10 protein-coding genes are annotated in these 12,787 nt (G+C 76.3%); all 10 read left to right on the forward strand.

Annotated features, from left to right (window positions below):
• Positions 1 to 122: 122 nt before the first annotated feature.
• The 10 genes from rho (at position 123) to wecB (ending at position 12,705) form a co-directional block, all read left to right on the forward strand.
• A complete protein-coding gene (gene rho, locus Q5761_RS12350) occupies positions 123 to 2,861 on the forward strand; it encodes a transcription termination factor Rho (RefSeq protein ID WP_413084535.1) in 2,739 nt (912 codons plus the stop codon).
• Between the two features lie 69 nt (positions 2,862 to 2,930).
• A complete protein-coding gene (locus Q5761_RS00595) occupies positions 2,931 to 3,632 on the forward strand; it encodes a M23 family metallopeptidase (RefSeq protein WP_318750793.1) in 702 nt (233 codons plus the stop codon).
• A 541-nt stretch (positions 3,633 to 4,173) separates the two neighbouring features.
• On the forward strand, positions 4,174 to 4,413 hold the full coding sequence (rpmE, locus tag Q5761_RS00600) for a 50S ribosomal protein L31 (RefSeq protein WP_135224699.1): 240 nt from the start codon (positions 4,174 to 4,176) through the stop codon (positions 4,411 to 4,413).
• 5 nt (positions 4,414 to 4,418) lie between these two features.
• Positions 4,419 to 5,504 carry a DUF1385 domain-containing protein gene (locus Q5761_RS00605; protein ID WP_318750794.1) on the forward strand — a complete coding sequence of 362 codons (1,086 nt, stop codon included), beginning with the start codon at positions 4,419 to 4,421 and terminating at the stop codon, positions 5,502 to 5,504.
• A gap of 105 nt (positions 5,505 to 5,609) precedes the next feature.
• Entirely contained in the window at positions 5,610 to 6,680 is a 1,071-nt protein-coding gene (gene prfA / locus Q5761_RS00610; RefSeq protein WP_371413493.1) for a peptide chain release factor 1, read from the forward strand.
• A 1-nt stretch (position 6,681) separates the two neighbouring features.
• Positions 6,682 to 7,755 (forward strand): peptide chain release factor N(5)-glutamine methyltransferase, encoded by a 1,074-nt coding sequence (prmC, locus tag Q5761_RS00615; protein ID WP_318750795.1) that lies wholly within the window; start codon positions 6,682 to 6,684, stop codon positions 7,753 to 7,755.
• The gene (locus Q5761_RS00620; protein ID WP_318750796.1) at positions 7,743 to 9,038 is read left to right on the forward strand and encodes an L-threonylcarbamoyladenylate synthase; all 1,296 of its coding nucleotides are present in this window, start codon (positions 7,743 to 7,745) and stop codon (positions 9,036 to 9,038) included. The genes prmC and Q5761_RS00620 overlap by 13 nt, the downstream gene beginning before the upstream one ends.
• A complete protein-coding gene (gene rpiB / locus Q5761_RS00625) occupies positions 9,007 to 10,140 on the forward strand; it encodes a ribose 5-phosphate isomerase B (protein WP_318750797.1) in 1,134 nt (377 codons plus the stop codon). Before Q5761_RS00620 ends, rpiB begins: the two co-directional genes overlap by 32 nt.
• A gap of 182 nt (positions 10,141 to 10,322) precedes the next feature.
• Positions 10,323 to 11,402, forward strand: a complete 1,080-nt coding sequence (locus Q5761_RS00630; RefSeq protein ID WP_318750798.1) for an MraY family glycosyltransferase — start codon at positions 10,323 to 10,325, stop codon at positions 11,400 to 11,402.
• Positions 11,403 to 11,421: 19 nt separating this feature from the next.
• Positions 11,422 to 12,705 (forward strand): non-hydrolyzing UDP-N-acetylglucosamine 2-epimerase, encoded by a 1,284-nt coding sequence (wecB, locus tag Q5761_RS00635; RefSeq protein WP_318750799.1) that lies wholly within the window; start codon positions 11,422 to 11,424, stop codon positions 12,703 to 12,705.
• Positions 12,706 to 12,787: the final 82 nt, after the last annotated feature.

The following is a 12,787-nucleotide window of genomic DNA, read 5'->3' on the forward strand; positions in this document are numbered from 1 at the left end:
GGTCCATGCCCGCCTAAGGGAAGGTGACCTCTTTGTCGGACACAGCCGAATCCCGTTCGACGACGCGTTCTCGCTCAACCCGTACGCGTAGATCCCGCACGCGCACCGCCGCGGGCGAGGCGGTGGGCACCCCGGCCGCGGCGCAGCCCGACGCGGCGACCGGCGACGGAGCCGTCGACCGGCGGGACGAACCGGCCGGTGGAGCCGGTTCGTCCGGCGAGGGCGAGCCGCCCTCAGGGGCGCCCGACGCCGCGGCCGCGACGCCGGGGGCGCCGGCGGAGGCGGGGCGGGTCGCCGCGGACCGGACCGAAGGGGCTGCGTCCGCCGCCCCCGAGACCGCCGCGACGGGGGACGCGGCCGACACCGCCGCCGGACCGGAGCCGGCGACCCGGCGCACCGGGGGGCGGCGCCGCGCGGCCAGCACCGCTACCCGCCGCGGCCGGCGCAGCCGGGGGGCGTCGGCCGCCGCCGAGACGACCGCCCCCGCGCCGTCGGCTGCCGGAGAGGTGGCCGCCGAGGCGTCGCCGGCGCCGGCCGCGGGGACGGCGGCCGCCAGCCCGACCTCGGCGCCGGAGGAGCCATCGGCAGGCGGGCCGGACGAGGCGGCCCCGGGACCGACGGGCCCGGCGGCGATGTCCGGCGGAGATCGGCCCGATGCCGCCGGGGGGACGGAACCTCGGACCCCGGCGCAACCGGCGGCGGCGTCGGCCGCCGCCTCGGACCGGCCCAGCGCGGCCACCGCAGCATCCCAGGACGACCTGGCCGTCGCCGGATCCGGGACGGGACCGCTGCCGCCGTCGGAGGGGCTGGAGCCGCCGGGAGCGCCGGAGGCGGCGCAGCCGATCCCGGCGGTGGAGGCGGGCCCGGTGCCCGGGGCGGCGGTCGCATCCGACGCCCGGACCGTGCCGGGGGACCACCAGCGGCCGGGTTCTGGGCCTGCCCCTTCCCCCTCCCCCTCGGCGGTGCGCGACGCCGCGGCAGCCCAGGCGACGCGGCCCTTCGGCCATAGGGAGGGTGCGACCGCGGCCGCGGGGGCTCCGCAGCGCGCCCAGGGGACGCTGCAGCGCGGCGCGGAGGGGCCGGACGCGGGGCGGCGGAGCCGGGCGACGGGGGCCGTTTCGCCGCGGGCCCGGTCCTGGCGGCGGGGAACCGCGGCGTCTACGGAGAGCGGCAGCGTCCAGGCGGGTGCAGCCCAGGCGGTGCCCGAGGGATCGGGCGGCGTGGGCGGGACCGCCGGCGCCGTCGCCCGGGGGCGTCGCCGCGCCGAGGGGACCGGTGACGCCGCGGCGGACCGGCGGGTGGTGCGCGAGGCGCGCGAAGGAGGGGTGGAGGTGTCGCCACCGTCAAGAGGCGCCCTGGAGCCGGCCGCTTCCGGCGAGGGGGATGCCGGCGCCGGCGAGCCCAGGGGTGTTGGCGCGACGGCCGTCGAGGCGGCGCCCCCGACGCCCGCCAGCGCGGGGGAGCGCGCGGACGGTGCCGCGGGCGCGGAATCGCTCGGGACGACGGGGCCGGGGCCGGCGACCGCGGCCGATGCCGACGGCGAGGCGGCGGTCCGGGGTGCGCGCGGACAGGTCGCATCCGCCCGCGGTCGGCAGGGGAACGGCCGCCTCGACATCCGCGAGATGGAGCAGATGACCTTCAAGGAGCTGTACGCCCTGGCGCGCGAGCTGGACATCCCCTACTACAGCTCCATGCGCAAGCAGGAGCTGATCTTCGAGATCGCCAAGGCCCGCACGGAGAAGGACGGGCTCCTGTGGGCCGAGGGCCTGCTGGACATCATGCCCGAGGGGTTCGGGTTCCTGCGGCCCATCAACTACCTGCCCAGCAAGGAAGACATCTACGTCTCCCCGTCCCAGATCCGCCGGTTCGACCTGCGACCCGGCGACATGGTCTCCGGCCAGGCGCGCCCGCCGAAGGACAACGAGCGGTACTTCGCCCTGCTCCGGGTCGAGGCCGTCAACGGCATGGACGCCGAGCTGGCCCGCGACCGGCTGCACTTCGAGGGTCTGACGCCCATCTTCCCCAACGAGCGCCTGACCCTGGAGACGCCGGGCGGCAGCATCGCGCAGCGGCTGATCGACCTGGTGGCGCCCATCGGCAAGGGCCAGCGCGGCCTGATCGTGGCCCCGCCCAAGGCGGGCAAGACCGTGCTGCTCAAGCAGATCGCCAACGGCATCGCCCACAACTACCCCGACGTGGTCCTCATGGTCGTGCTCATCGACGAGCGGCCGGAAGAGGTCACGGACATGGAGCGCTCGGTGCGGGGCGAGGTGCTGAGCTCCACCTTCGACCAGACGCCGGAGAACCACGTCAAGCTGGCCGACATGGTGCTGGAGCGGGCGAAGCGACTGGTCGAGCACGGGCGCGACGTGGTGATCCTGCTGGACAGCCTGACGCGACTGACCCGGGCCCACAACCTGGTGACGCCGCCCAGCGGTCGCACCCTCTCCGGCGGCCTCGATCCCGCCGCGTTCTACAAGCCCAAGCGCTTCTTCGGCGCGGCGCGCAACATCGAGGAGGGCGGCAGCCTGACCATCATCGCCACGGCCCTGATCGACACGGGCAGCAAGATGGACGACGTCATCTACGAGGAGTTCAAGGGCACGGGCAACATGGAGCTGCACCTGGACCGCCGGCTGGCGGAGCGGCGGATCTTCCCCGCCATCGACATCAAGCGGTCGGGGACGCGACGCGAGGAGCTGCTGCTCAGCAAGGACGAGCAGGAGATCATGTGGGCGCTGCGGCGCTCCATGGGCGACCGCGACCCGGCGGAGATCCTCGAGAAGCTCATCGAGCGCTTGCGCAAGACCCGTTCCAACGCGGAGTTCATCGCCCAGATCAAGGAACACCACCGGGCCTGACCAGGGCGCATAGGCACGGACGCCGTCAGCCAAACTCCCCCTCGTGTCCTGGCCCACGAGGTGGTGGCCTTGGCAGCGGCCCAGTGCTGGTTGCGTCGCATCAACGCGGTGCTCCTGGCCGCGTGGCTCGGCATGGTGGTCGCCCGGTGGCCGGCTGCCGCCGGGGAGGAGGTTGCTCTCCACGCCCGGCGGACGTCGCCCCCGTCGCCGCCGGTGGCGCCCGCGGCCGCCGCCGGCCGACCCCCGGCGGTCGACGCGGCCGGCGAGGGCCGCGGGGCCGGTTCGTCCCGCGCCGCCATCCCCCCGCCCTCCCGCTGGGCGCCGCCGCTGGAGGCGGTGGCCACCTTGACCTCCCGGTTCGGCCCCCGGGACGGCCGCTGGCACCACGGCGTCGACCTGGCGGTCCCCGAGGGGACGCCCGTGCGGAGCGTCTGGCGGGGCGTGGTCGTCCAGGCGGGCTGGCGCGGCGCCTACGGGCTGGCCGTGGAGGTGGTGCACCCGGGGGGATGGAGCACCCTCTACGGGCACCTGGCGTCGGTGACGGTGGAACCCGGCCAGCGGGTGGACCGCGGCCAACGGATCGGGCGCGTCGGGGCGACGGGCAACGCCACCGGACCCCACCTCCACCTGGAGGTCCGCGTCCCGGGAGGCTTCCACGACCCGCTGGCGTGGCTGGACCCGTCCTGGTACCGAGGGGCGCCGGCCGCGGCGGGCGGCAACGGGCGTCCCGGCGCGGCGCGGGGCGACGGCGCCGTGGCAGGCGGGCGGTAGACGCCTGATCCCGTAGGCGGGCGATCGGCGGCTGGTCCCATCGGGTCCGCGGGATGGCGCACCCGAGGGTGGACCCGAGGGGCTCAGCGGCCCCCTCGGCCTCGCGGCATGGCCGGTGCATCCCGTCAGGGGACCTGCTGGGACGCGCCCCGTGAGGGGATCCGCTGGGACGCCCGCTGGACGTGCACCGGACGGTGCACCTGCTGAGGGTCGACGGAGGGCACCCGACCCGGGGACGCCACCCGGGGACGCCTGCGATTCGCCCGTGCCCGCGCCCGAGCGCGATGCCGGCTGGCGGGTGCGGCGGGGGAACCGGCGGGTGCACCCGGAGGGCGGACACCTCGGGGAGAGGAGACCTGCCCGGCGCGTGAAACCCTGCGCGGCCCGTGCAAGGTGCGGTGGTGGGCCGGCGGCCTTGGTGCTATAATCTGCTGGTGTGTCCCCGGTGCGCCGCCAGGGGGAACGCCGCGGCGCCGCCGTCCCACGGGCTCGGATCCCGGGGCAACGGGGCGACCCGACCCGGGGCAATGGGGTGACGTCGATGAAGCCGGGCATCCATCCGGAGTACAAGCGGACCACCATCACCTGCGCCTGCGGAGCCGTGTACGAGGTGGGCTCCACGCGCGAGAACCTGCGGGTCGACGTCTGCGCCCAGTGCCACCCCTTCTACACCGGCACGCAGCGCATCGTCGAGACCGGGGGTCGCGTGGAGCGGTTCCGCCGCAAGTACGAGCGCTACCAGGCCCAGGAGCGGGCCGGTGCCGGCGCCGGTCGGCGCTGAGACGCATGGAGCTGCGCGAGCGCTTCGGCGGCCAGGCCGTGATCGAAGGCGTCATGATGCGGGGGGCCGGGCGGATCGCCCTGGCCGTGCGGCGATCCGACGGATCCATCCACGTCACGGTGCGCTCCCATACGGCCTACGCGGCGCGCCGGCGCTGGCTGGGGTGGCCGGTGATCCGGGGCGCCGCCGCGCTGGCGGAGGCGCTGGTGATCGGCATCCAGGCCCTCAACGAGTCGGCCCGGCTGGCGGAGGAACCGGCCCCCGCAGGGGCCGGTTCCTCCGCCGCGACGGCGCGCGAGGGCGATCCCGCCTCCGTCGCCTCCGCCCCGGGGCAGGGCGGGCGCCGTTCCGCGGGCGGCCCAGCCGCTGCGGCCGCGACCGCGGCGGGCGTAAGCCGGGGCAGGGCGGTCGGCGACCCGTGGTGGGTGACGGCCGTCAACGGGTTGGCCGTGGCGGCGGGCCTGGGCCTGTTCGTCGTGCTGCCCACGGGGGTCGCGGCGCGGCTGGCCACGGGCGAGGTGGCCCGCAACGTGGTGGAGGGGATCGTCCGGCTGGCCTTGCTGGTGGGCTACCTGGTGGCCATCGGCCGCATCCCCGACATCCGGCGCGTCTACCAGTACCACGGGGCCGAGCACAAGGCGATCCACGCCCTGGAGGCGGGCGCCCCGCTGGAGCCCGCCGTCGCCCAGGGCTTTTCGCGTTTCCACCCCCGCTGCGGCACGGCCTTCCTGCTCTTCGTGGCCGTGGTGGCCGTGCTGGTCCACACCCTCTTCGGCTGGCCGGGGTTCTGGGAGCGGACCCTGCTGCGCCTGGCGTCGGTGCCGTTGGTGGCGGGGCTCGCCTACGAGGGGATCCTGTGGGCGGCCCGGAGCGACCGCGCCTGGGCGCGGTGGATGGCCGCCCCCGGCCTCTGGCTCCAGCGGCTGACCACCGCGGAACCCAGCCTGGACCAGCTGGAGGTGGCGCTGGCGGCCCTGAAGGCGTGCCTGCCCGCCGCGACCCACGTCCCGGCGGCGGTGCCGGCTGCCGCCGGCGCCGCCGCCGCACCGGGCGGAGCATCGGCGGTCTCGACGGGCGCTGCCCCGAGGTGAGTCGCCATGGACGCCGACGCGGCTCGCGAACGGTCCCGGCCCGATGGCGCCGATGGCGCCGCCGCCGAGCGGGAGGGACGGCCGCTGCCGGACCTCCCCGGCGCTCTGCGGCAGGCGCTGATCGCGCGTCTGGACCGGTTCGACCGGCTGGAGCGGGACCTGGCCGACCCGGAGGTGGCGGCCGACCCGCGCCGGTGGCAGCCGCTGGCCCAGGAGCGGGGGGAGCTGGAGCCGCTGGTCGAGGCCTACCGGCGCTGGCAGGCGGTGCACGCCGATCTGGAGGCGGCGCGGGCCCTCCTCCGGGAGACCGACGACCCCGAGGAGCACGCCTACCTGAGCGGCGAGGTGGAGCGCCTCGAGGCGGAACGCCAGGAGCTGGAGCGCACCCTGCGCCGCCTGCTGCTGCCCCGGGACCCGCGGGATGGGCGGGACGTGATCATGGAGATCCGGGCGGGCGCCGGCGGCGAGGAGGCCGCCCTCTTCGCCGGCGATCTCTTCCGCATGTACCAGCGCTACGCCGAGCGGCAGGGGTGGCGCACCGAGGTCATGGCCGCCACCGAGAGCGACCTGGGCGGGTTCAAGGAGGTCATCTTCGCCGTCAGCGGGCGCGGCGCCTTCAGCCGTCTCAAGTACGAGAGCGGCGTCCACCGGGTCCAGCGCGTGCCGGTGACGGAGGCGGGCGGTCGCATCCATACCTCCACGGCGACGGTGGCGGTGCTGCCCGAGGCCGAGGAGGTCGAGGTGCAGATCGACCCCGACGACCTGGAGATCGACACCTTCGCGGCCAGCGGCCCCGGGGGGCAGCACGTCAACAAGACCGAGTCGGCGGTGCGCATCACCCACAAGCCCACGGGCATCGTGGTCACCTGCCAGGACGAGCGCTCCCAGCACAAGAACCGGGCGCGGGCGATGAAGATCCTGCGCGCCCGGCTGCTGGACCACTACACGCGCCGCCAGCAGGAGGAGCTCTCCCAGCAGCGGCGGTCCCAGGTGGGGACGGGCGAGCGCAGCGAGAAGATCCGCACGTACAACTTCCGCGAGAACCGCGTGACCGACCACCGCATCGGCCTGACCCTCTACCGGCTGCAGGAGATCATGGACGGCGACCTGGACGAGCTGCTGGACGCCCTGGCCGCCCACGACGAGCAGGTGCGCCTGGGCGAGGCGGTGAGCTGACATGCCGGCGAACCCGGACGAACCGGCGTCCCCTGGCCCCGGGCGGCGGGGCGCGGTACCCGCGGGAGCGGCACCCGCGGCGCCGCCCAGGCCGGCGCCGCGGTCCGAGGGCGACGGCGGCCTTGCCGGTGGGCGGCCGGCGGGAGGGGCCAGCCCCGTCGGTGCCTCGGGGGAGGGTCCCCCGGCGCCGGGGCTGCCGCCGGCCCGCCCGCAGCGGGTGGGCGAGGCCCTGGCGTGGGCCCGGGGCTTCCTCGTGCACGCCGGGCTCGACGCCGACGAGGCCCGGGCCTCGGCCCGGGTCCTCCTGGGTGCGGCGCTGGCCCTCCCCGGCGCCCGGGTGCTGGCGGAGCCCGAGCGGTTCCTGCCGCCGGCCGCGTGGTGCCGGTTCGTCCAGTACGTCCTGCGCCGGGCGCGGCGCGAACCCGTGGCCTACATCCTGCAGCGCAGCGAGTTCTACGGCCGGACCTTCCGGGTGACGCCGGCGACCCTGATCCCGCGTCCCGAGACCGAGGTGTTGGTCGAGGCGGTGCTGCGCACGCTGCCGGCCGAGCCGGCGGTGGTGGCGGATCTGGGGACGGGGACCGGCGTCATCGCGGTGACCCTGGCGGCGGAGCGGCCCGCCTGGACGGTGCTGGCGACGGACTGCGCCCCCGCCGCCCTCAAGGTGGCGCGGGAGAATGCCGCGCACCACGGCGTGGCCGACCGCGTCCGCCTCTACCTGGGCGACTGGGCGCAACCCCTGCTGGCGGCGGGCTGGGCGGGCAAGCTGGCGGCGGTCGTCAGCAACCCGCCCTACGTGGCGGCCGCGGAGCTCCCGCGGCTGCAGGCGGAGGTGCGTCGGTACGAGCCGCACCTGGCCCTGACCCCCGGGACCACGGGCCTGGAGGCCTACCAGCGGCTGATCCCGGGGGCCGTCCGGCTGCTGGCGCCGGGGGGCTGGATCTTCCTCGAGGTGGGTGCCGGGCAGGCGCCCGCCGTGCAGGAGCTGCTGGGTGCGGCGGGCGGCCGATGCGTCCGCCAGTGGCCCGACCTGGCCGGGATCCCGCGGGTGGTGGCGGCCCGATGGCCGGGATGAGCGGCAGGCCGGCGGCCTGGGTGCGGCTCGGCGCCGACGCGGAGGCCGACGCGGCCATCATCCGGCGGGCCGGGGCGCTCCTGCGCGCGGGCGGCCTGGTCGCCTTCCCCACGGAGACGGTCTACGGCCTCGGGGCGGACGCCCTCAACCCCCAGGCGGTGGCGCGGATCTTCGCCGCCAAGGGCCGGCCGCCGGACAACCCGTTGATCGTGCACGTGACGGGACCGGAACAGGCGGGCCCCCCCGTGGTCGCCCGGTGGCCCGAGGCGGCCCGGCGCCTGGTGGCGCGGTTCTGGCCGGGTCCGCTCACCCTGGTGCTGCCCGCGGGGCCGGCGGTCCCCGCGGCGGTGCGGGCGGGGCTGCCCACCGTGGCGGTGCGGTGCCCGAGCCACCCCGTCGCCCGGGCGTTGATCGCCGCGGCGGGCACCCCCGTGGCGGCGCCCAGCGCCAACCGCTCGGGGCGGCCCAGCCCCACCCGGGCCGACGACGTGTGGGCCGACCTGGGGCCGCACCTGGACATGCTGCTGGATGCGGGACCGGTGCCCGTGGGCGTGGAGAGCACGGTGGTCGACGTCACCGTCTGGCCGCCACGCCTCCTGCGCCCCGGCGGGCTGCCGGTGGAGGCGATCGAGGAGGTCCTCGGGGTCGGGCTCGCCCCGCCCCCGGCGCTGGCCGCCGGCGCCGCGGCGCCGGCGCCGGGCATGAAGTACCGCCACTACGCACCCGAGGCCCCGCTGGTGCTGGCGGAGGGGCCCGGGGCGGCCGTGTCGACCCTGCGCCGCTGGCTGGGGCAGGGGGAGCGGGTGGCGGTGATCGGCTGCCGCGAGGACCTGGAGGCGCTGCTGGCGGAGGCGCGGGTGGCGGCGGCGGTGCTCGATCCGTGGGAGGAACCGGCGCCCGCCGGCGGGGCGGGCCGCGAGGCCGCCGCGGCTGGGCGGGGTCGCGGTGCCGAGGCGGCGGAGGGGGGCTCCGGGCGTCACGCCGGCGGGGCGACGGGATCGGACGGCGCGACCGGCGGTCCAGGCGAGACGACGGCCGCGACCCGACCGCCGCAGGGCGCGGTCGTCGCCCTGGACCTGGGGCCGCGCCACCGCCCCGAGGAGCAGGCCCGCCGCCTGTTCCGGGCGCTGCGCGCGGCCGACGCCGTCGGGGCGACGCGCGTCCTCGCCCTGGCGGTCCCCGAGGTGGGGCTGGGCCGCGCCGTCATGAACCGCCTGCGCAAGGCGGCGGCAGAAGGGGAGGTGCCTGGCGGTGGGGATCGACACGGTGCTGGTGGTCTGTAGCGGCAACACCTGTCGCAGTCCCATGGCGGCGGCCTATCTGCGGCAGGCCCTGGACGAGGCGGGCGCCCCGGGCGTGCGCGTGGAGTCGGCGGGGCTGCATGCCGTGCCCGGCCTGCCCGCCGCGGCCGAGGCCCAGGAGGCGGTGGCGCGGGACGGGCTGTCCCTGGCGGAGCATCGCAGCCGTCCCCTGGACGAGGCGGCCGTGGCCGCAGCCGACCTGATCCTGGCGATGACCCGCGCCCAGGCCGACGAACTGCGCCGCCGCTTCCCGGCGGTGGCGGAGCGGGTGGCCCTCTGGCGCGAATGGGCGGCCGGCTCGCCGCTGGCCGACGCGGACGTCCCCGATCCCATCGGCCAGGGGCTGGCCGACTACCAGATCCTGGCCCGCCAGCTGCGGCGCGAAGCGGCGATGCTGGCCCGCCGGATCGCCGCGGCGGCCACGGGCGGGCGGGGGACCGGGAGCGAGGGGGAGGGTCCCCGGGCCGCGCTGGACGCCGCGGAGGGCCGATCGGCGTCCTCCGAGGAGGCGCAGGCTATCCCGCAGCCGATCCCGGCCCCGGCGGCCGGCGGGCGGCCGCTGCGGGTCGCCATCGGCAGCGACCATGCCGGGTTCGACCTCAAGCGCGAGCTCATCGCCTTCCTGGAGGAACGCGGCATCGAGGTGATCGACGTCGGCACCCACGATCGCGCCTCCTGCGACTACCCGGATTACGCCCGCGCGGCCTGCGCCAAGGTGATCGCGGGCGAGGCGGACCGCGCCGTGTTGATCTGCGGCACCGGCATCGGGATGGCCATCGCCGCCAACAAGGTGCCGGGCATCCGGGCGGCGTGCTGCACCGAACCGTACTCCGCGCGGCTCACCCGGCAGGACAACGACAGCAACGTCCTCACGCTGGGCGCGCGGGTGGTGGGCCCCGGCATGGCCCGGGAGATCGTGGCCACCTGGCTGGAGACGCCCTTCGCGGGCGGGCGCCACCAGCGCCGCCTCGACAAGATCGCGACGATGGAGCGTGAATTCCTGCAAGGGGAGGGCTTCACGGGCGCCGCGGGCGCCGGCGCGCATCCGCAGGCGACGCCTGGCAGCCCAGCGCGCGAGGGATGACGGGCCGACGCCGGCTGGCAAAGGATCGCAGCGCGCCTGGTCCGTTCCTTTGACGGCGGTCGGCGGCGGGCTCTACAATCCTGGGGGACGGCGGGCCGTCCGGCCCGCCGGATCCGTGCGGGCGGCGTCGGGGGAGAGGCGTCCTGCCCGCCTTGCGGGAGAGGACGGGAGGAAGGGCCGTCATGCCGTCGTGGCTCCATCCCCAGTCGCACTGGTTCGTCCTGGCCGTGGCGACCCTGGTGGCGCTGTCGGCCACGCCGGTGGTGCGGGCGCTGGCGGTGCGGTTGGGCGTCGTCGCCCGGCCGACGGCGCGGAGCATGCACCGGGTGCCGGTGCCCCACGTGGGGGGGCTGGCCATCTTCGCGGGGTTCGTCGCGGCCGTGGCCGTGAGCCTGGGCTGGGAAGACCGCGACGTCGTGGCGGTGCTGCTCGGCGGCGTGGTCATGCTGGCCGTCGGCCTGGCCGACGATCTGTGGGACCTCCCGCCCTTGGTCAAGCTGGCCGGGCAGGTGGCGGCGGCGCTGACCGCGGTGGCGGCGGGCGTCCGCATCGAGGTGTTGACCAATCCGCTGGGCCTGTTCACCGCCTCGGGAGCCGACGACCTCCTGGTGCTGGGCGCCTGGGGCGTCCCCCTGACGGTGCTCTGGATCGTGGCCGTCAGCAACGTCATCAACCTGATCGACGGGCTCGACGGGCTGGCCGCCGGCATCGCCTCCATCGCGGCCCTGACGGTGCTGGTGGCGGCGCTGCAGACCGGCCAGCCCATGGAAGTGGTGCTGCTGATGGCCGCGCTGGCCGGCAGCACGCTGGGCTTCTTGCCTTACAACTTCAACCCCGCCAAGATCTTCATGGGCGACACGGGGGCCCTGTTCATCGGCTACACGCTGGCCACCGTCTCGGTGGTGGGCCTCCTCAAGAGCGCGGCGGCCGTGGCGCTGGCGGTCCCCATCATGGTGCTGGCCCTGCCCATCGCCGACACCGCCCTGGCGATCCTGCGGCGCCTGCAGGCCGGGCGGCCGGTCATGGCGGCGGACCGCGACCACCTGCACCACCGGCTGATCCGCATGGGCTTCAGCCACCGCGATGCGGTGCTGGTGATGTACCTGATCACCGCCTGGCTGGCCCTGGGGGCCGTGGCGGTCGCCGAGGGCAACCTGCTGCAGGGCCTGCTCATCGTCGTCACGTTGGCGGCGTCCGTCCACCTGGTGGCGCGCAAGCTGCTGGAGTGGAACCGGCAGCGGCCGCGGCGTCTCGGAAACTGAAGGAGTGCTTCCCGATCCCATGGAGTCCACCCATCGTGCCCCTCGCCCGGCGGCCGGCGGGGAAGGGGCCGGTGCCTCCCGGCAGGACGACCGCCGGTCCGCACGGGAGAGGCTGCGCTCCCGCCTGGCCGGCACCCGGCGGCCGGGCGACCCGCTGACCGTCCTCGCCGTCTTCGGCACCCGCCCCGAGGCCACCAAGATGGCGCCGGTGATCCAGGAGCTGGGCCGGCGCCCCAGCATCCGGGTGCAGGTCGCGGTGACGGCGCAGCACCGGGAGCTCTTGGACCAGGTGCTGGACCTCTTCGGCATCCGGCCCGACTTCGACCTGGACATCATGCGGCCGCAGCAGACCCTGACCGACATCACCACCCGCGCCCTGCGGGGCTTGGAGGCGGTGCTGGCCCAGGCTCGGCCCGACCTGGTGCTGGTCCACGGCGACACCACCACGACCCTGGCGGGGGCGCTGGCCGCGTTCTACCGCCAGGTGCCCATCGGCCACGTGGAGGCCGGCCTGCGGACCTACGACAAGTATCAGCCCTTTCCCGAGGAGATCAACCGCCGCCTCACCGACGCCCTGTGCGACCTCCACTTCGCGCCGACGCCGACGGCGCGCGCGAACCTCCTGCGCGAGGGCATCGATCCGGCGGGCATCTTCGTCACGGGCAACACCGCCATCGATGCCCTGCTGGCGGTGGTCCAGCGGGACTACCGCTTCCGACGGGACGAACTGGCCCGCTTCCCCAGCCCGGGTCGGCGCCTGGTCCTCTGCGAGGCGCACCGCCGGGAGAACTGGGGGGCGCCCCTCGAGGAGGTGGCCCGCGCCTTGCGCCGGCTGGTGGAGCGCAACCCCGACGTCGAGCTGGTCTACTCGGTGCACCCCAACCCGGTGGTGGCCGACACCATCCGCCGGCATCTGGAGGGCGTCGAGCGCGTCGCCTTGCTGGATCCTCCCGAATACGCGGACTGGGCGAACCTGATGGCGCGAGCCACGCTCCTGCTGACCGACTCCGGCGGCCTGCAGGAGGAGGCGCCCGCGCTGGGGCTGCCCGTGCTGCTGTTGCGGGACAAGACGGAGCGCCCCGAGGCCATCGCGGCCGGCACGGTGCTCCAGGTCGGACCCCATGAGGAGCCCATCCTGCGCGAGGCCGAGCGGCTGCTTCGCGACCCCGAGGCCTACCGGCGCGTCGCCCGGGCCCGCAATCCCTTCGGGGATGGGCGTGCCGCCCGCCGGACGGCGGACGCCATCGAATACGCCTTCGGCCTGCGACCCACCCCGCCCGAGCCGTGGAATCCCGAGGGTTGAACCCCGGGGGAGGCGGATCGCGCGGGGACCCGATGCGCGTCGGGCCTGCATCCGGTTGCCCGTCCCGCGCCCCTTTGTTAAG

Origin of the sequence: Thermaerobacter composti (assembly GCF_033582035.1) — a bacterium.
GTDB lineage: Bacteria > Bacillota > Sulfobacillia > Thermaerobacterales > Thermaerobacteraceae > Thermaerobacter > Thermaerobacter composti.